Origin of the sequence: Pantoea phyllosphaerae (assembly GCF_051025595.1) — a bacterium.
Taxonomy (GTDB): Bacteria; Pseudomonadota; Gammaproteobacteria; order Enterobacterales; family Enterobacteriaceae; genus Pantoea.
The window spans coordinates 64627-82145 of the sequence record NZ_JBPFDE010000006.1; the positions used below are offsets into that span (position 1 = coordinate 64627).

A 17519-nucleotide genomic window follows, 5' to 3' on the forward strand; every position below is an offset into this window, starting at 1 on the left:
CCCTTCGCCTGCTACCTATATTTCCTCCACAGGGCGTTCAACGCGGTATTCCTGATCATTTTTTCCGGGGCGGTACGCCTCCTTTTTAAGGAATTCACCTGATGACAACAGCGCACTCTGCCGCGCGGCCCACCCGCGTGCGTATCTGGATCCTCTGCCTGATCCTGTTTCTTTCTGTGGTGGCCTATGCTGACCGTTCGATCCTGTCAATCTCCGGATCGGCGATAAAAGATGAGTTTGGACTCTCGGCGATCCAGCTCGGCCTGATCCTCTCCGCATTTAGCTGGGCCTATGTGATCGGCCAGATCCCCGGCGGCCTGCTGCTCGACCGCTTCGGCGCGAAAAAAATCTACGGCATCACGCTGGCGCTCTGGTCACTTTCCACCATTGCGATGGGCTTTGTCGGCGAGCTGGCAGGCGGCATGACCGCCGCGCTGGTACTGATGTTTACGCTGCGTTTTGCGCTGGGGCTGATAGAGGCGCCCGCCTTCCCGGCGAACGCGCGCGTGGTAATTATGTGGTTCCCCGGTGCGGAACGGGGTCGCGCCTCCGCGCTGTTCAGTACGGCGCAGTACTTTGCCGTGGCTATTTTCTCCCCGCTTTCCGGCTGGCTGGTGTCGCGCTTTGGCTGGGAGTGGCCCTTCTTCGTGCTGGGCGGCATCGGCGTGCTGGCGGTGTTCGTCTGGGCAGCCTATATGCGCGAGCCGCGCAAACATCCCGGCGTCTCAGAAAGCGAACTGAACTATATCGTCGAGGGCGGGGCGCTGGTGGATATTGATGCGCCCCACACTTTGAAGGCGCGACCCGCGCTGAATAAAAAGATGTTCAAAACGCTGCTCTCCAGCCGCATGCTCTGGTGCGCCTATCTCGGTCAGTACTGCACCATCGCGCTAAGCTATTTCTTTATTACCTGGTTTCCAATCTACCTGGTGCAGGCGCGCGGCATGAATATTATGGACGCCGGATTCGCCACCATCGCGCCCGCGCTGTTCGGTTTTCTCGGCGGCATCAGCGGCGGCTATATCTCCGATATGCTGATTAAACGCGGCTGGAGCCTCTCCTGGGCGCGCAAAACGCCGTTTATCATCGGCATGCTGATGGCGGCGTCGCTGGTGATGGCGGCGGTGATCCCGAGCAACCTCGGTATTATCGCCATTATGTCTTTCGCCTTCTTCGGTAAAGGCGTAGCAGCGGGCGCCGGCACCTGGACGGTGATTAGCGATACCGCGCCGAAAGAGGCGGTCGGCCTGGCTGGCGGCATATTCAACGGCGTCAGCAATATTGCCGGCTTCGTCACGCCGCTGCTGTTCGGCGTGATTGTCGGGCTGACCGGCAGCTACAGCATCGGGCTGGGATTTGTTGGCGCGCACTGCGTGGTCGCCGCGCTGCTGTTCCTGTTCGTGATGGGGCCAATCGTGCGCGTCGGTGAAACTCAGACGCCAGAAGCGGCGCGCGAGGCGCAAAAAGCGACGCACGGCATCAAGGCAATCTAAGGTTTCCGCAGGTCGGCGCGCTGCGCTGACCACTGCATTCTCACTGAAGAAAATTTGATCATTTGCCGATACCTCTCTACCAGGAGCGATCTTTTAGGAGAGATATCGTGATTAAACAGATCACCGTCGACGAGCTGCGACCAGGGATGTTTATCCATAAGCTCGACGTCTGGTGGATTAAAGATAAACGCATTCACAATCAGATGCTGGTCACCGATCCACGGCAGATCGCGACGCTGCGCAATGAAGGGATCCTGCGGCTCTGGATCGATCTGAATCGATCGGTGCAGCTGCCTGCCGCGTCGTCGGCGAATAAAAAACCTGTCGAGCGCACCCCCTTTTTCCAGGAGCTGGACCAGGCGCAGCAGATTTTCCAGCAGGGTAAAACGCAGGTGATGGCGATGTTCAATGAGGCGCGTCTCGGCCATCGTCTCAACCTGGCGGGCATGCTGGATTTGGTGGATGAAATCGCTGGCTCTATCCGGCGCGAACCGACCGCGCTGCTGAGCGTGGCGCGCCTCAAAAACCATGATGATTACACCTGGCTGCACTCTATGGCGGTTTGCGGGCTGATGATTACGCTGGCGCAGCAGCTCGGGCTGGATGACAAACAGGTGCGGCGCGTCGGCATGGGCGGGCTACTGCATGACGTCGGCAAGGCGGCCATACCGCTGGAAATCCTTAACAAGCCAGACAAGCTCAGCGATGAGGAGTTTGAAGTCATGCGTCAGCATCCTGTAACGGGGGCGCAGATGCTGATTGAGGCGAACGCCGACGCCGATCTGATCGATATCGCGCTGCACCACCATGAAAAGATTGACGGCAGCGGCTACCCGCACCGGCTGAAGGGAGAGGAGATTAGCCTTTACTCGCGTATAGCCGCGGTGTGCGACGTTTATGATGCGCTTACCTCGACGCGCGTCTACCGTAAGGGCTGGACGCCCGCAGAGGCGATGCACAACATGCTGAACTGGCGCGGCCATTTCGACCCGCATATTCTGCACACCTTCGTGCGCGCTATTGGCATTTATCCCGTAGGCTCGCTGGTGCGGCTGGCATCGGGGCGCGTCGCGCTGGTGGTCAAGGCGGGCGAGCAATCGCTGCTGAAACCAGTGGTGCACGCCTTCTGGTCGCTGCATGCGCAGCGTGAAGTCAGGCCGGAACGCGTCGATCTTGGCGACAGCTTCTGCACCGACAGCATTATCGGCGCAGAAGAGAGTCCGCTGTGGCAAAACGCCGACCTTAATCGCGTCTGGGCGCTGGCAAGCTAAAAATCGACGCTGGCGCGCAGCACAACTTCGCGCGGCTCGCCGACCGCGACGCGCAGATTGTTGCCGCTGGACGGGTAATAGGTTTTATCGAACAGGTTATTGACGTTGACCTGCCACTTCAGGCGATAGCCGTTCAGCGGCGTTTGCCAGGCGACAAAAGCGTCCGCCACCGTGTAGTCGTCCAGATAAAAGCTGTTGGCCGCATCGCCGGGACGGCGGCCGACGTAGCGTGCGCCGACGCCAGCGCGCAGATCGTCCGCCGCCAGCAGGCCGGTGGATCCGAAGTCGTTGGTCAGGAACAGCGCGGCGGTATGGCGCGCGGTATTGCTCATGGCGTTGCCGTTATTTGCCGGATCGGCGGTGACGCGCGCGTCGGTCCAGGCGTAGCTGCCCACCAGGCTGAGCGAGTCGGTCAGCTTGCCCGCCAGATCCAGCTCGACGCCCTGCGAGCGCACCTTCCCGGCGGTGCGCGTGACGCTCTCGCCATCCACCAGCTCATCCACTATCACGTTGCGCTTCTGAATATCGAACAGCGCCAGCGTGCCGGTCACGCCATTGGGCAGATCGATCTTGCCGCCCACTTCCCAGGCTTTGCCCAGCTCTGGCGGCAGCGCGCCGATCTCGGTGGCGATAGAGGAGTTGGGCTTAAAGGATTCGGTGTAGCTGGCGTAAAGGCTCGACCAGCCGTTGAGGTTATAAACCACGCCCGCGCGCGGCACCAGCCGGCTGTCGGAGCTGCGGGTACGGGCAACGAACGGACGGCCTTTGCCCGCCATCACGTCGAAGCTGTCGTAGCGCAGGCCGCCCAGCAGCAGCCAGTTCGGCGTCAGGCGGATGGCATCCTGCAAAAAGAGGCCGCGGCTGTCGATATTCTCGCGCTGATCGCTGTCGGCGGCGCTCACCGTGGAGCTGGATGACATCTCGTCATACACCGGATGCCAGATATTGAAGCGGCTATTTTTCTTGCCGCGCAGCATATCGCCGCGGAAGGTGCGGTCAGCTTCGTAATCGAATCCCGCCAGCAGCTGATGATTGACGCGGCCCCAGTCGACGTCGCCGTTGAGCGTCAGCTGCACCATCTGCGAGCGGCTCTGTGCGTCGCCGGTGGCGTCGGCCTGACGCGTCAGCACGCCGGTATCGGCGTTGAAGGCGGTGGCGCGCGCCTGATGGTCGCTGTAGGTGTTGCGCGTAAAGCTGTAGTTGAGATGCGCCGTCCAGCTGTCGTTGAGGATGCGATCGGCAGCCAGCGTCAGGGTATCCTGATCGCCGCGCGTGGCGTTGAAGCGCTCGTCAAAGCGCGTTTCGCGCGGCGTGTTCACCGGCTTGCCGGTTTTGGGATTGATCACCGTGCCGCGATCGAACGGCACCAGGTACGCCATATGTTCCCAGGCGACGCGCAGGGTGGTGCTCTCGCCGAACCACATCAGCGACGGCGCAACCACCGTCTGGCGCGTGCGGCCAAAATTACGCCAGTAGTCGGTCTCGTCGTGATCGACGATCAGCCGTCCGGCAAAGCCGCTGGTGCCGAGCGGGCCGGTGACGTCGAGCTGTCCGCCGCCGCCGCCGAAGCTGCTGTAGCGGCCCTCCAGATGCGCCTGCGGCGTCAGCAGCGGCTTCTTGCTGATGACGTTGACCAGGCCGCCCGGCTCGTTCATGCCATAGAGCATGGAAGAGGGGCCTTTCAGCACCTCGACGCGCTCGCTGGTGGGGGTGAAGTTGCGCGCCTGAATCGAGCGCACGCCGTCGCGCAGAATAGAGCCGTCGCGGTTATCGCCGAAGCCGCGCTTGATCAGCGCATCCTGCGTGCCGCCCAGCGTATTGGCCTGGGTGATGCCGCTGACAAATTTTACCGCGTCGTTGAGATCCTGTGCGCCGCTGTCCTGCAGCACCTGCTGCTGCACCACGGTAACGTTCTGCGGGGTGTCGATAATCTTTGCTGGCGCGCGCGTGGCGGTTACGCTGCTGTGCGGCTGGTAGCCATCTTCCTGCGAGGCTGCATCCTGCGTGACCAGCAGCGTGGTTTCCTGCGCGTGCAGGCTGCCGGAGAGCAGCGTGCCGCCCAGCAGAAGAGAAGAGAGGTGTTTCATGGCGGTAGCTGGCTCCAGAAGGTCCCTGATAAATTCAGCGGCAGAAAGCGCTGATAAAGTTGTTCAAGCGTGCGGTGCGGATCGAGGTCGGCGAAAAGCTGCGGATAGAGCGCTTTTGCGAAGCACTCTACCGCCACCACGTGCCACGGGCTGAGATAAAAGTTGTGCCACAGGCCGTACGCGCGGTGGTTTTTCACCGCCTCAAGCTGGCTGAGAACCGGCTGCGCGGCAAGCAGCCTTTGCAGGCTGGCGGCGGCCCGATTGGCGTCGACTTCCGGGCCGAGCTGTAGGGTCTTGTCGTTGTCTGCATCCGCCATGCCGGTCGCGATATAGACCTGCGGCGGCTGGGCCAGCGCCTGTTCAGGGTTGATCTCGCCGAACACGCCTTTTACCGCGCCGGCGGCGATATTGTCGCCGCCGGCAAAGGCGAGCAGCTGGCCGAGATTGCCGTTGACCGCCGTGGTGCAGCAGGTGTCGCGGCGGCCCAGATGCAGATGCAGCATCACGCGGGTTTTTGCGCCCTGATAGCTCGCCAGCCGGGCGCGCACCTTATCCATATGCTGCTGATAAAAATCGATAAACGCCTGCGCGCGCTGCGGCTGGTCGAACACCTCGCCCAGAATTTTCAGGCTCGGCACCGTGTTGTTAAGCAGATCAACGCGCAGGTCGACATAAATGACCGGGATATTGACCTGCTGCATCAGCTGGCGGAAATGCGCCTCTTCCGCGCCGCTTTTCGCGAGGCGCGGCAGGATAATCAGATCGGGCCTGAGCTTCAGCACCTGTTCGGGATTGAGGTCGCGCAGCGCGCCGGTGCCGAGCTGCGGCACCGCCTTGATCGCCGGGAAGGCGGTGGTGAACTGGCGCCAGCTTTGCGGATCGTACTTCGCCATATCCGCCGGCCAGCCTGCGATGCGCGCCGCCGGGTTGCCGGGCACGATCAGCGCCAGGGTATAGAGCATGCGGCTTTCGCCCAGGATGACGCGCTGGGGACGATCGGGCAGGGTCACGCGCTGGCCGGTGATATCGACGATCGATTTGGCAACGGCGCCGCCGCTGCACAGCAGCAGCATCAGACAAAAAAGAAAACGCATCACAATGATTTCGTCAGGAAATCGAAATGATAATGAATCTCAGTCGCCTTCACAATGGCGACGGGACCATTGCGATGTGCCGCCGGGTTTTTATAACTAAAAAAGGCGGCAGCGCCCGGTCATCTGCCTGTTTTTCAGCCATTTTTATAACTTTTTTACGCCCGCTATACGCAATTTAACCGCTTCTTTATACCGATGCGCGCAGGCTAACGCGAAACCCTGATCCCTCTGGAGGTCGCTGTGAGCGTGGGCGTGATAACCGGCATCGTGCTGGTGTTTTTGTTACTGGGCTACCTGATCTATGCCCTGCTGAATGCGGAGGCGTTCTGATGGCCGCCAATGCGTTTTTACTGATTGCCGTCTTTCTCGCGGCGTTAATGGCGCTGGCGCAGCCGCTGGGACGCGGGCTGGCCGCGCTGATCGCCGATAAGCCGGTGCTGCCGCGCGTCGAGCGTCCGCTCTGGCGTCTGCTCGGCGCAGAGGCGCCGACCATGCGCTGGCCGCATTACCTGCTGGCGATCCTGCTGTTTAACCTGCTCGGCCTGCTGCTGCTGACGGCGATACTGCTGCTGCAGGATCGGCTGCCGCTCAATCCGCAGCAGCTGCCCGCGCTGAGCTGGCATCTGGCGCTCAATACCGCGGTGAGCTTTGTCACCAATACCAACTGGCAGTCCTACGCCGGGGAGAGCACCCTGAGCTACTTCAGCCAGATGGTCGGCCTGACGGTGCAGAACTTCGTGTCGGCGGCGACCGGCATCGCGGTGGCGTTCGCGCTTATCCGCGGCTTCGCCAGCCGCGCCACCGATTCGCTCGGCAACGCGTGGCGCGATCTGACGCGCATTACGCTCTTCGTGCTGCTGCCGATCAGCCTGCTGATGGCGCTGCTGTTCGTCAGCCAGGGCAGCCTTCAGAACTTCCTGCCGTACCATACCGTCACCACGCTGGAAGGGGCGCAGCAGACGCTGGCGATGGGGCCGGTGGCGTCGCAGGAGGCGATCAAGATGCTGGGCACCAACGGCGGCGGCTTCTTCAACGTCAACTCGGCGCATCCGTTCGAGAACCCCAACGCGCTGACCAACTTCGTGCAGATGCTGGCGATATTTCTCATCCCCACGGCGCTCTGTTTCGCCTTCGGCTATGCGGTGCGCGACCGTCGCCAGGGCCATATGCTGCTCTGGGCGATGTCGCTGATGTTCGTCGTCGCGGTGGTGGCGGTGATGTGGGCGGAAACGCAGGGCAATCCGCATCTGCTGGCGCTTGGCGCCGACAGCGCCCTCAACATGGAAGGCAAAGAGACCCGCTTCGGCATTCTTAACTCCAGCCTGTTTGCGGTGATCACCACTGCGGCGTCGTGCGGCGCGGTGAATGCGATGCACGACTCTTTCACCGCGCTGGGCGGCATGGTGCCGATGTGGCTGATGCAGCTGGGCGAAGTGGTGTTCGGCGGCGTTGGCGCGGGCCTCTACGGCATGCTGCTCTTCGTGGTGCTGGCGGTGTTTATCGCGGGCCTGATGATCGGCCGCACGCCGGAATACCTCGGCAAAAAGGTCGACGTGCGCGAAATGAAGATGACCGCGCTGGCGATTCTGGTGACGCCGACGCTGGTGCTGCTCGGCACCGCGCTGGCGATGATGACCGACGCGGGCCGCGCAGGCATGGCGAATCCCGGCATTCACGGCTTTAGCGAGGTGCTCTATGCCGTCTCGTCCGCCGCCAATAACAACGGCAGCGCCTTTGCGGGGCTGAGCGCCAACACGCCGTTCTGGAACCTGCTGCTGGCGTTCTGCATGCTGGTCGGCCGCTTCGGCATCATCATTCCGGTGATGGCGCTGGCGGGCAGCATGGCGGTGAAAAAGGCGCAGCCGGTGGGCAACGGCACGCTGCCGACGCACGGCCCGCTGTTTATCGCGCTGCTGATCGGCGCGGTGCTGCTGGTGGGCGCACTGACCTTTATTCCCGCTCTGGCGCTGGGTCCCGTCGCCGAGCATCTGCAACTTCTTCAGGGTACGCACTCATGAGTCGTCAAGAACAGGCGCTGAACGGCGCACTGATGCGCGTCGCGCTGGCCGACGCGCTGAAAAAGCTGGATCCGCGCGTGCAGTTCCGCAATCCGGTGATGTTCGTGGTCTGGCTCGGCAGCCTGCTGACTACGCTGCTGGCGCTGGGCATGGCGGGCGGCTGGCTCGACGGCCGCGCCAGCTTTACCGGCGCCATCGCCCTCTGGCTCTGGTTCACCGTGCTGTTTGCCAACTTCGCCGAAGCACTGGCGGAAGGGCGCAGCAAGGCGCAGGCGAGCAGCCTGAAAGGGGTCAAAAAAACCAGCTTTGCGAAAAAGCTGTCTGAGCCGCACCATGGCGGCCAGTGGCAGCAGGTTTCGGCCGATAGCCTGCGCAAAGGGGATATCGTGCTGGCGGAGGCGGGCGATATCATCCCTTGCGACGGCGAAGTGCTCGAGGGCGGCGCCTCGGTGGACGAGAGCGCCATCACCGGCGAATCTGCGCCGGTGATCCGCGAGTCGGGCGGCGATTTCGCCTCGGTCACCGGCGGCACGCGCATTCTTTCCGACTGGCTGGTGATCCAGTGCAGCGTCAATCCTGGCGAGACCTTTCTTGACCGCATGATCGCCATGGTGGAAGGGGCGAAGCGGCGGAAAACGCCCAACGAGATCGCGCTGACCATTCTGCTGGTGTCGCTGACCATCGTGTTTCTGCTGGCGACCGTCACGCTCTGGCCCTTCTCGGCGTGGGGCGGCGCGCCGGTCAGCGTCACGGTGCTGGTGGCGCTGCTGGTCTGTTTAATCCCGACCACCATCGGCGGCCTGCTCTCCGCCATCGGCGTGGCGGGCATGAGCCGCATGCTGGGCGCTAATGTCATCGCCACCAGCGGTCGCGCGGTCGAGGCGGCGGGCGACGTCGACGTGCTGATGCTGGACAAGACCGGCACCATTACGCTTGGCAACCGCCAGGCGACGCAGTTTCTGCCCGCGCCGGGCGTTAGCGAAGAGCAGCTGGCCGACGCGGCGCAGCTCGCCTCGCTGGCGGATGAGACGCCCGAGGGGCGCAGCATCGTGGTGCTGGCGAAACAGCGCTTTAACCTGCGCGAGCGCGACCTTAACAGCCTGGGCGCGAGCTTTATTCCCTTCTCGGCGCAGACGCGCATGAGCGGCGTCAACGTGCAGGACCGGCTGATCCGCAAAGGCGCGGTGGACGCGGTGAAACGCCATATCGAAGCCAACAGCGGCCACTTCCCGGCGGAGGTTAACGCGCTGGTGGAAGAGGTGGCGCGGGCGGGCGGCACGCCCCTGGTGGTGTCGGAAGGGGCGAAGGTGCTGGGCGTGGTAGCGCTCAAGGACATTGTGAAGGGCGGTATCAAAGAGCGCTTCGCCGAGCTGCGCAAGATGGGCATCAAAACCGTAATGATCACCGGCGACAACCCGCTGACCGCGGCGGCGATCGCGGCGGAAGCGGGCGTCGACGACTTTCTTTCGGAAGCGACGCCGGAAGCGAAGCTGGCGCTGATCCGCCAGTATCAGGCGGAAGGCCGGCTGGTGGCGATGACCGGCGACGGCACCAACGACGCCCCGGCGCTGGCGCAGGCTGACGTGGCGGTGGCGATGAACTCCGGCACCCAGGCGGCGAAAGAGGCGGGCAACATGGTGGATCTCGACTCCAACCCCACCAAGCTGCTGGAGGTGGTACATATCGGCAAGCAGATGCTGATGACGCGCGGCTCGCTCACCACCTTCAGCATCGCCAACGACGTCGCCAAATATTTCGCCATTATTCCGGCCGCCTTCGCGGCGACCTACCCGCAGCTCAACCTGTTGAACGTCATGCATCTGCATTCGCCAGCGTCGGCAATTCTTTCGGCGGTGATTTTTAACGCGCTGGTGATCGTCTTCCTGATCCCGCTGGCGCTGAAGGGCGTGAGCTACCGGCCGCTGAGCGCCGCGGCGCTGCTGCGCCGCAACCTGCTGATCTACGGCCTGGGCGGGCTGCTGGTGCCCTTTATCGGCATTAAAGCCATCGACCTGCTGCTGGTGCTGCTGGGTCTGGCGTAAGGAGAAAAAAATGAGTCAGTTACGTCCGGCAATGTTAGTTTTACTGCTGCTCACCCTGATCACCGGCGTGGGGTATCCTTTACTTACTACCGGCCTGGCCCAGTGGCTTTTTCCGGTCCAGGCCAACGGCTCGCTGATCGAAGAGCGCGGTTCGGCGCTGATCGGCCAGAACTTTACCCGACCCGGCTATTTCTGGGGGCGGCCGTCGGCGACCGGCGACGCGCCCTATAATCCGCTGGCGTCGAGCGGCAGCAACCTGGCGGCAAGCAATCCGGCGCTGGACAAGGCGGTGGCGGAACGCGTCGCCGCGCTGCGTGCCGCCAATCCGCTCTCGCCGCAGGCGGTGCCGGTCGATTTGGTGACCGCCTCGGCCAGCGGCCTGGATCCGGCGATATCGCCCGCCGCCGCGCACTGGCAGGCGCCGCGCGTCGCCACCGCGCGTCAGCTGCCGCTGAAAGCGGTCGAGGAGTTAATCGATGCCAACACGGAGCGGCCGCTGCTCGCCTTTAGCGGCGATCCCACCGTCAACGTGCTGCGGCTTAACCTGGCGCTGGATGCGCTGACGCAACCCTGAAGGACGTAATGAACGACGAACGCGAACGCCCCGATCCCGACGCGCTGCTGTTGCAGCAGGCCGACAGCCATCGCGGCAAGCTGAAAATCTACTTCGGCGCCTGCGCGGGCGTAGGCAAAACCTACGCCATGCTGCAGGAGGCGCAGCGGCTGCGCGCGCAGGGGCTCGACGTGCTGATCGGCGTAGTAGAGACGCACGGTCGGGAAGAGACCGCCAGCCTGCTGCGCGGGCTGGCGCTGCTGCCGCGGCGCGCCACCGGCCGCTCGCGTCATGCCGAGTTCGACCTTGACGCGGCGCTGGCGCGCCATCCGGCGGTGATCCTGATGGACGAGCTGGCGCACACCAACGTGCAGGGATCGCGCCACCCCAAGCGCTGGCAGGATATTGACGAGCTGCTGGACGCGGGCATCGACGTGATCACCACCGTCAACGTGCAGCACCTTGAAAGCCTTAACGACGTCGTGGGCGGCATCACCGGCATTCGCGTGCGCGAAACCGTTCCCGATCCCTTTTTCGACAGCGCCGATGAGGTGGTGCTGGTGGATCTGCCGCCGGACGATCTGCGCCAGCGCATGAAGGAGGGCAAGGTTTACGTCGGCGATCGCGCCGAGCGCGCTATCGAAAACTTCTTTCGCAAAGGCAACCTGTTCGCCCTGCGCGAGCTGGCGCTGCGGCGCACTGCCGACCGCGTGGACGATCAGATGCGCGCCTGGCGCGACCAGCAGGGCCGCGACCGCGTCTGGCACACGCGCGACGCCATTCTGCTCTGCATCGGCGACGACTCCGGCAGCGAAAAGCTGGTGCGCACCGCCGCGCGGCTGGCGGCGCGGCTCGGCAGCGAGTGGCACGCGGTCTATGTGGAGACGCCGCGCCTGAACCGGCTGCCGGAAGCGCGGCGGCGCGCCATTCTGAAAACCCTGCAGCTGGCGCAGGAGCTGGGCGCCGAAACCGCCACGCTCTCCGATCCCGACGAGGCGCAGGCGGTGCTGCGCTACGCGCGCGAACATAACCTGGGCAAAATCGTCACCGGCCGTCGCCCGCTGCGGCGCTGGCATCGCGACAGCTTCGCCACGCGCCTCGGCAAGCTGGGGCCGGATCTCGATCTGCTGGTGGTGGCGCTCGACGAGCCTGCCGCCGAGGCCTCGACGTTAGCGGACGCGCGCGTCGGCGGCGACCGCTGGCGCCTGCCGCTGCGCGGCGTGCTGATGGCGCTGCTGCTCTGCATTATCGTGACCGCCGCCGGGCGCTGGCTGCTGGCCGGTTTCGATACCGCCAACGGCGTGATGATCTACCTGCTGGCGGTGGTGATTATCGCGCTGCGCTACGGGCGCTGGCCGTCGGTGATCGCCACGGTGATGAATATTCTCGCCTTTGACCTTTTTTTCGTCGCGCCGACCGGCACGGTGGCGGTCTCCGATTTGCAGTATCTGGTGACCTTCGCGGTGATGCTGGCGGTGGGGGTGATTGTCGGCAACCTGACCGCTGGCGTGCGCTATCAGGCGCGCGTGGCGCGCTACCGCGAGCAGCGGGCGCGTCACCTCTACGAGATGGCGAAGTCGCTGGGCAGCGCGCTGACGCCTGAAGATATCGCCGCTACCGCGCAGCGCGTTATCGAGGTCACGCTGCAGGCGCGCAGCCTGCTGCTGCTGCCGGACGAGCAGGGCGAGCTGGTGGCGACGGGGGCGGCGACGCCGGGCAGCGAGCCGGACCGCGCCATCGCCAAATGGAGCTACAGCAAAGGCCAGCCCGCCGGCGCGGGCACCGATACGCTGCCTGCCGTGCCGTACCAGATCCTGCCGCTAAAGAGCGGCGCGCACTGCCGCGGGCTGCTGGTGGTGGAGCCGCAGAACCTGCGCCAGCTGATGATCCCGGAGCAGCAGCGGCTGGTGGAGACCTTTACCGTGCTGATTGCCAACGCGCTGGAGCGCATGGCGCTGTCGCAGAGTGAGGCGGCGTCGCGGCTGTCGGCGGAGCGCGAGCAGCTGCGCAACGCGCTGCTCTCTGCCCTGTCGCACGACCTGCGCACGCCCCTGACCGTGCTGTTTGGCCAGGCGGAGATGCTGATGCTGGACCTGGCCAGCGAAGAGTCGAAGTATGTCACGCAGGCGAACCAGATCCGCGAGCAGACGCTGAGCACCATCCGGCTGGTAAGCAATATGCTCGATATGGCGCGCATCCAGTCGGGCGGACTGAACCTGCGCGAAGAGTGGCTGGCGCTGGATGAAGTGATCGGCGGCGCGCTGAGCAGCATGGCGCCGTCGCTGCAAGGGCACGGCGTCACGCTCGACCTGCCGTCGGAGCTGGTGTTGATCAAAGGCGACAGCGCGCTGCTGGAGCGCGTGCTGACCAACCTGATCGAGAACAGCCTGAAATACGCGGGCAACGGCGCGCAGCGCGGCATTCGCGCCTGGCGCGACGGCGAGCGGCTGGAGATGGCGGTATGGGACAACGGGCCGGGCATCGCCGACAAAGACCTGACGCGTATCTTCGACAAGTTCGCGCGCGGCGATAAAGAGTCGTCGGTGCCGGGCGTCGGGCTGGGGCTGGCAATTTGTAAAACCATCGTCGAAAGCCACGGCGGACGCATCTGGGCGGAGAACCGCAGCGAGGGCGGCGTGGCTTTTCGCCTCTCGTTGCCGCTGCCGCCCGCGCCTGAAATTTCTGAAGAGGCGCTGAAATAACTTCACAGAGGATGGGTTATACTGCCTCACCTGTCTGATTACCTGTGGGAAATTATGGAACGTTTTACCGAAAACCTGATGTATGCGTCGCGCTGGCTGCTGGCTCCGGTTTACATTGGACTTTCGCTGGGGTTACTGGCGCTGACGATTAAATTCTTCGAAGAAATTTTTCACCTGCTGCCCAATATTCTCAGCATTGCGGAAAACGATCTGATCCTCCTGCTGCTGTCGCTGGTCGATATGACGCTGGTGGGCGGCCTGCTGGTGATGGTGATGCTCTCGGGCTATGAGAACTTCGTCTCTAAGCTCGATATCGACGACCATAAAGAGAAGCTGAGCTGGCTCGGCAAGATGGATTCCGGCTCGCTGAAAAACAAAGTCGCGGCCTCGATTGTCGCCATCTCCTCAATCCACCTGCTGCGCGTGTTTATGGAAGCGCGCAACGTGCCGAACGACAAGCTGATGTGGTATGTGATTATCCATCTGACCTTTGTGCTGTCCGCCTTTGTAATGGGCTGGCTGGACAATATGTCGAAAAACGAGAAGAAGTCCGCATAACGACTAAGAGGCGGCTGCGCCTCTTAGCGCTTAAACGTCCCGGCTGGCCGCGTGCCGGTCAGTCGGGGCATCACTTCCCGCACCATCTCGAAAAACTTCTGCAATCGCGCCGGGTAGTAGCTCGCCCAGGGATAGGTCAGCCAGACCGGCAGCGGCGGCGCCTGCCACTCAGGCGTGAGCTGCACCAGCTCGCCGCGCGCCAAATCCTCCTGCACCACCCACGACGACATAATCGCCGCGCCCATGCCCATCAATGCCGCTTTGCGCACCGCGTAGAGGCTGTCGCTGCTCAGGCGCGGCGCAATGGCCATATTGACCGGCTGGCCGTCTTCAAGCCGCTGTAACGCAATCTCATTGCGGTAAAAGCTGGTCAGCGCCAGCCAGGGCAGCGTCGCCAGCTGCGCCACGGTGTCAACCGGCGCGTGCCGCGCCAGCAGATCCGGCGAGGCCACCACGATGCGCGGCACTTCCGCCAGTAAAATCGCCACGATAGCGGGATCGTTCAGCGCGCCGACCTGAATCGCGCAGTCGACATTCTCGGCGATAAAGTCGGGCGTGCGATCGTTGAGCATCCACTCGACGTTGAGGCGCGGGTAGCGCATCAGGTATTCCACCAGCGGTGCGACCAGCTGATCCTGGCCAAAGGCGTGCGGCGCGCGCACCCGCAGCGTGCCGACCGGCTCGTCGTTGGCGTGGGTCAGCTCATCCTCCAGCGCGTGCCAGGTCGCCAGCAGCTGGCGCGCATGGGCGTAGCAGCGCTCGCCGTCGTCGGTCAGCTTGAGCGCGTGGGTGGTGCGCATGATCAGCTTTAGCCCAAGCCGCTGCTCCAGCGCCTGCAGCCGACGGCTGATGGTGGGCTGCGTCGTGTTGAGCTGCGCGGCCGCTGCCGACAGGCTGCCGCTCTCCACGATGCGGATAAATGTCTGCATCAGTTCGATGCGATCGGGACTGGATAGGGTGTTCATACGTACCACGCATAACAGTTTTGTCTTTTACCAGTCTACCGCGTATGGCGGCATTCCGCTTTACTAAGCGCCATACCCCCGTGGAGAAGATGATCATGTCAGCAATAAATAGCGTTGTGGCCAGCCCGGTCGAAAGGTTGCCCGGTCCCCTGGTCTTTACCCTTGCCGCAGGCGCAGGGTTGAGCGTGGCCTCGATTTACTACAGCCAGCCGATGCTGGATATCATCGGCAAACAGTTTAACGTCGGCGTCGGCGCGGTCGGTATGGTGCCGATGCTGACGCAGATGGGCTATGCGCTGGGCATTCTGCTGCTGGCGCCGCTGGGCGACCGTCACGATCGCCGCGCCATTATCCTGATTAAGGGGCTGCTGCTGGTCGCGGCGCTGCTGCTGTGTGGCTTCTCCGGCGGCCTGAATGCGCTGCTGATCGCCAGCTTCGCCACCGGCCTGACGGCGACGGTGGCGCAGGATATCGTGCCCGCCTCCGCCACGCTGGCGCCCGAGCGCAGCCGCGGCAAAACGGTTGGCACGGTGATGACCGGCCTGCTGGTGGGCATTCTGCTGTCGCGCGTAGTGAGCGGCGTGGTGGCGGAGTATTTCGGCTGGCGCGCCATGTACTGGCTGGCGGCGGCAATGGTGTTGTTCATCAGCCTGGCGCTGTGGCGCGCGCTGCCGCGCTTTACGCCTGGCACCTCGGTCAGCTACCCGCGTCTGCTGCTGTCGCTGGCGCATCTCTGGCAGCATCATCAGACGCTGCGCCGTGCGGCGCTGGCGCAGGGACTCTTGTCGGTCGGCTTTAGCGCCTTCTGGTCGACGCTGGCGCTGATGCTCAGCGACCGCTTCCACCTCGACAGCGCGGTGGCTGGCGCCTTCGGCCTGGCAGGCGCGGCAGGCGCAATGGCCGCGCCGCTGGCGGGCAGCATCGCCGACCGTATCGGACCGGCACGCGTCACCATCGTCGGCGCTGGACTGGTCACCGTCTCCTTCGCGCTGATGTTCCTGCTGCCTGCGCTGCCGATCCCTGCCCAGCTGGCGCTGATTGTGCTCAGCACCATCGGCTTTGACTTAGGCGTGCAGGCCACGCTGGTGGCGCACCAGACGCTGGTTTATAGCCTGGCGCCGGAAGCGCGCAGTCGCCTTAACGCGCTGCTGTTTACCGTGGTGTTTATCGGCATGGCGACCGGCGCCGCGCTGGGCAGTCTGGCGCTGGCGCGCTGGGGCTGGAACGGCGTCGTGACCCTCGCCACGCTGGCTGGCGCCGCCAGTTTCGCGCTTCGCCTGGCGAGCCGGCACCTGAAGAACTGATCCCGCTTTTGCGCTCTTGTGCCAGGATTAAACATAATCTTCAGGGAAAACGGAGCGTTATGAACTTTCTTGGCTGGATGGCGGCCACCGGCTGCCTTCTGTTATTAATGTCGCTGGCGTCGGGATGGATCCATCGCGGGCCGGTGACGTCGTTTGGGCTTTACCTGTTAGCCGGGATCCTCTGCGGACCCTGGGTGTTCGACGTCGTGCAGATCGATATTCTGAAACATTCGGAAGCCGCCGCGCATATCACTGAAATCACCATGGCGGCCTCGCTGTTTATCACCGGGCTGAAGCTGCGCCTGCCGCTGCGCGCGCACAGCTGGCGCCTCGGTATGCGGCTCGCCTTTCCGGCAATGCTGCTGACGGTCGGCGGTATGACGCTGCTGGCGCACTGGCTTGTAGGCTTTGACTGGCCGCTGGCGCTGGCGTTCGGCGCGATTGTCGCGCCGACCGACCCGGTGCTGGCGAGCCTGATTTCCGTTAACGACGCGCGCGACGACGATGCGCTGCGCGTGGCGCTCTCCAGCGAAGCGGGCATGAACGATGGATCGGCGCTGCCGCTGCTGGTCCTGGCGCTGCTGCTGTTTAACGGCGAAAGCCTCACCTGGAGCAGCATTGGACACTGGACGGCGGTTGAGGTGATCTGGGGCATCGGCGCCGGTTTGGCGCTCGGCTTTCTGTTTGGCCGCCTTGTGGGTTTGCTGGCGACGCGGCTGCGCAGCGCGCACGGCGACGTGGCGCCCAATGATTTTCTCGCGCTGGCGCTGATTGCCCTGAGCTATGCGGCAGCCGAAACCATCGGGGCGTCTGGCTTTCTGGCGACCTTTGCCGCCGGTGTCGGGCTGCGTCGCGCCGAACTGCGCGTGTTTAAAGCCTACCCGCCGGAAGAGCTGAGCGAAGAGCAGCGGGTGCTGCCCGCCGAGGCGCTGGTCAATCCCAACAACCGCCTGGAGCACGCGGGTGAAAGCGGCGGGATGGTGAAATCGGTCGGGCTGGTGGTCAGCGACGCGCTCTCGTTTGGTGATACGATTGAGCGGCTGCTGGCGGCGGCGATGATGGTGGTGCTGGGCGTGACGCTGGCCCACCACTGGAACCTCGACGGCATCCTGCTGGGACTGGCATTATTCATCGTGGTGCGCCCGCTGGCGGTCTGGCTGACGACGCTGCGCTGCGGCATTCCGCCGGTGCGCCGTCTGCTGATCGGCTGGCTGGGAATTCGCGGTATCGGCAGTATTAACTACATCGCCTTCGCCTGGGTACACGGCATGGCGGGACAACAGGCCGAAACAATGGTTGATATGGCGCTGACCCTGGTGGTGTGCAGCATTGTCATTCATGGCGTGACGGTCACGCCGCTGCTGAACTGGCGCTCGGCGCGCCTTTCCGCCCGGCAGAACGATGAGTAGACCGTCACCCGACTAAAACAGGA

At 63.8% G+C, this 17519-nt stretch carries 13 protein-coding genes; 10 read left to right on the forward strand and 3 right to left on the reverse strand.

Features of this window, described 5'->3' with window-relative positions:
• Positions 1-101 precede the first annotated feature (101 nt).
• Both ACR6A7_RS10100 and ACR6A7_RS10105 read left to right on the forward strand, forming a co-directional pair.
• Positions 102-1493 carry an MFS transporter gene (locus ACR6A7_RS10100; RefSeq protein ID WP_434124741.1) on the forward strand — a complete coding sequence of 464 codons (1392 nt, stop codon included), beginning with the start codon at positions 102-104 and terminating at the stop codon, positions 1491-1493.
• A 107-nt stretch (positions 1494-1600) separates the two neighbouring features.
• Entirely contained in the window at positions 1601-2764 is a 1164-nt protein-coding gene (locus ACR6A7_RS10105) for an HD-GYP domain-containing protein (protein WP_434124742.1), read from the forward strand.
• On the opposite strand, the gene ACR6A7_RS10110 is transcribed toward ACR6A7_RS10105, so the two are convergent.
• The gene (locus ACR6A7_RS10110) at positions 2761-4851 is read right to left on the reverse strand and encodes a TonB-dependent siderophore receptor (protein WP_434124743.1); all 2091 of its coding nucleotides are present in this window, start codon (positions 4849-4851) and stop codon (positions 2761-2763) included. The two genes, ACR6A7_RS10105 and ACR6A7_RS10110, sit on opposite strands and share 4 nt — an antisense overlap.
• Positions 4848-5945 carry an ABC transporter substrate-binding protein gene (locus ACR6A7_RS10115; RefSeq protein WP_434124744.1) on the reverse strand — a complete coding sequence of 366 codons (1098 nt, stop codon included), beginning with the start codon at positions 5943-5945 and terminating at the stop codon, positions 4848-4850. Before ACR6A7_RS10115 ends, ACR6A7_RS10110 begins: the two co-directional genes overlap by 4 nt.
• A 240-nt stretch (positions 5946-6185) precedes the next feature.
• Here ACR6A7_RS10115 and kdpF point away from each other — a divergent pair, with 240 nt between their 5' ends.
• From kdpF to ACR6A7_RS10145, 6 genes are read left to right on the forward strand one after another with little or no spacing between them, the layout of a single operon-like run.
• A complete protein-coding gene (gene kdpF / locus ACR6A7_RS10120; RefSeq protein ID WP_033753373.1) occupies positions 6186-6275 on the forward strand; it encodes a K(+)-transporting ATPase subunit F in 90 nt (29 codons plus the stop codon).
• Complete coding sequence (gene kdpA, locus ACR6A7_RS10125; protein WP_434124745.1) at positions 6275-7963, forward strand: potassium-transporting ATPase subunit KdpA; 1689 nt, start codon at positions 6275-6277, stop codon at positions 7961-7963. The genes kdpF and kdpA overlap by 1 nt, the downstream gene beginning before the upstream one ends.
• Positions 7960-10005 (forward strand): potassium-transporting ATPase subunit KdpB, encoded by a 2046-nt coding sequence (kdpB, locus tag ACR6A7_RS10130; RefSeq protein WP_434124746.1) that lies wholly within the window; start codon positions 7960-7962, stop codon positions 10003-10005. Before kdpA ends, kdpB begins: the two co-directional genes overlap by 4 nt.
• 10 nt (positions 10006-10015) lie before the next feature.
• Complete coding sequence (gene kdpC / locus ACR6A7_RS10135) at positions 10016-10579, forward strand: potassium-transporting ATPase subunit KdpC (RefSeq protein ID WP_434124747.1); 564 nt, start codon at positions 10016-10018, stop codon at positions 10577-10579.
• An 8-nt stretch (positions 10580-10587) separates the two neighbouring features.
• Entirely contained in the window at positions 10588-13260 is a 2673-nt protein-coding gene (gene kdpD, locus ACR6A7_RS10140; RefSeq protein ID WP_434124748.1) for a two-component system sensor histidine kinase KdpD, read from the forward strand.
• 54 nt (positions 13261-13314) lie between these two features.
• Positions 13315-13818, forward strand: coding sequence for a TIGR00645 family protein (locus ACR6A7_RS10145; RefSeq protein ID WP_033753356.1), 504 nt, complete (start codon positions 13315-13317; stop codon positions 13816-13818).
• A gap of 23 nt (positions 13819-13841) precedes the next feature.
• Here ACR6A7_RS10145 and ACR6A7_RS10150 read toward each other — a convergent pair whose 3' ends face one another.
• Complete coding sequence (locus ACR6A7_RS10150) at positions 13842-14783, reverse strand: LysR family transcriptional regulator (protein ID WP_434124749.1); 942 nt, start codon at positions 14781-14783, stop codon at positions 13842-13844.
• A gap of 95 nt (positions 14784-14878) precedes the next feature.
• On the opposite strand from ACR6A7_RS10150, the gene ACR6A7_RS10155 reads away from it, so the two are divergent.
• Together ACR6A7_RS10155 and ACR6A7_RS10160 are read left to right on the forward strand one after the other, a co-directional pair.
• The gene (locus tag ACR6A7_RS10155) at positions 14879-16087 is read left to right on the forward strand and encodes an MFS transporter (protein WP_434124750.1); all 1209 of its coding nucleotides are present in this window, start codon (positions 14879-14881) and stop codon (positions 16085-16087) included.
• 59 nt (positions 16088-16146) lie between these two features.
• The gene (locus ACR6A7_RS10160) at positions 16147-17496 is read left to right on the forward strand and encodes a cation:proton antiporter (RefSeq protein ID WP_434124751.1); all 1350 of its coding nucleotides are present in this window, start codon (positions 16147-16149) and stop codon (positions 17494-17496) included.
• Positions 17497-17519: the final 23 nt, after the last annotated feature.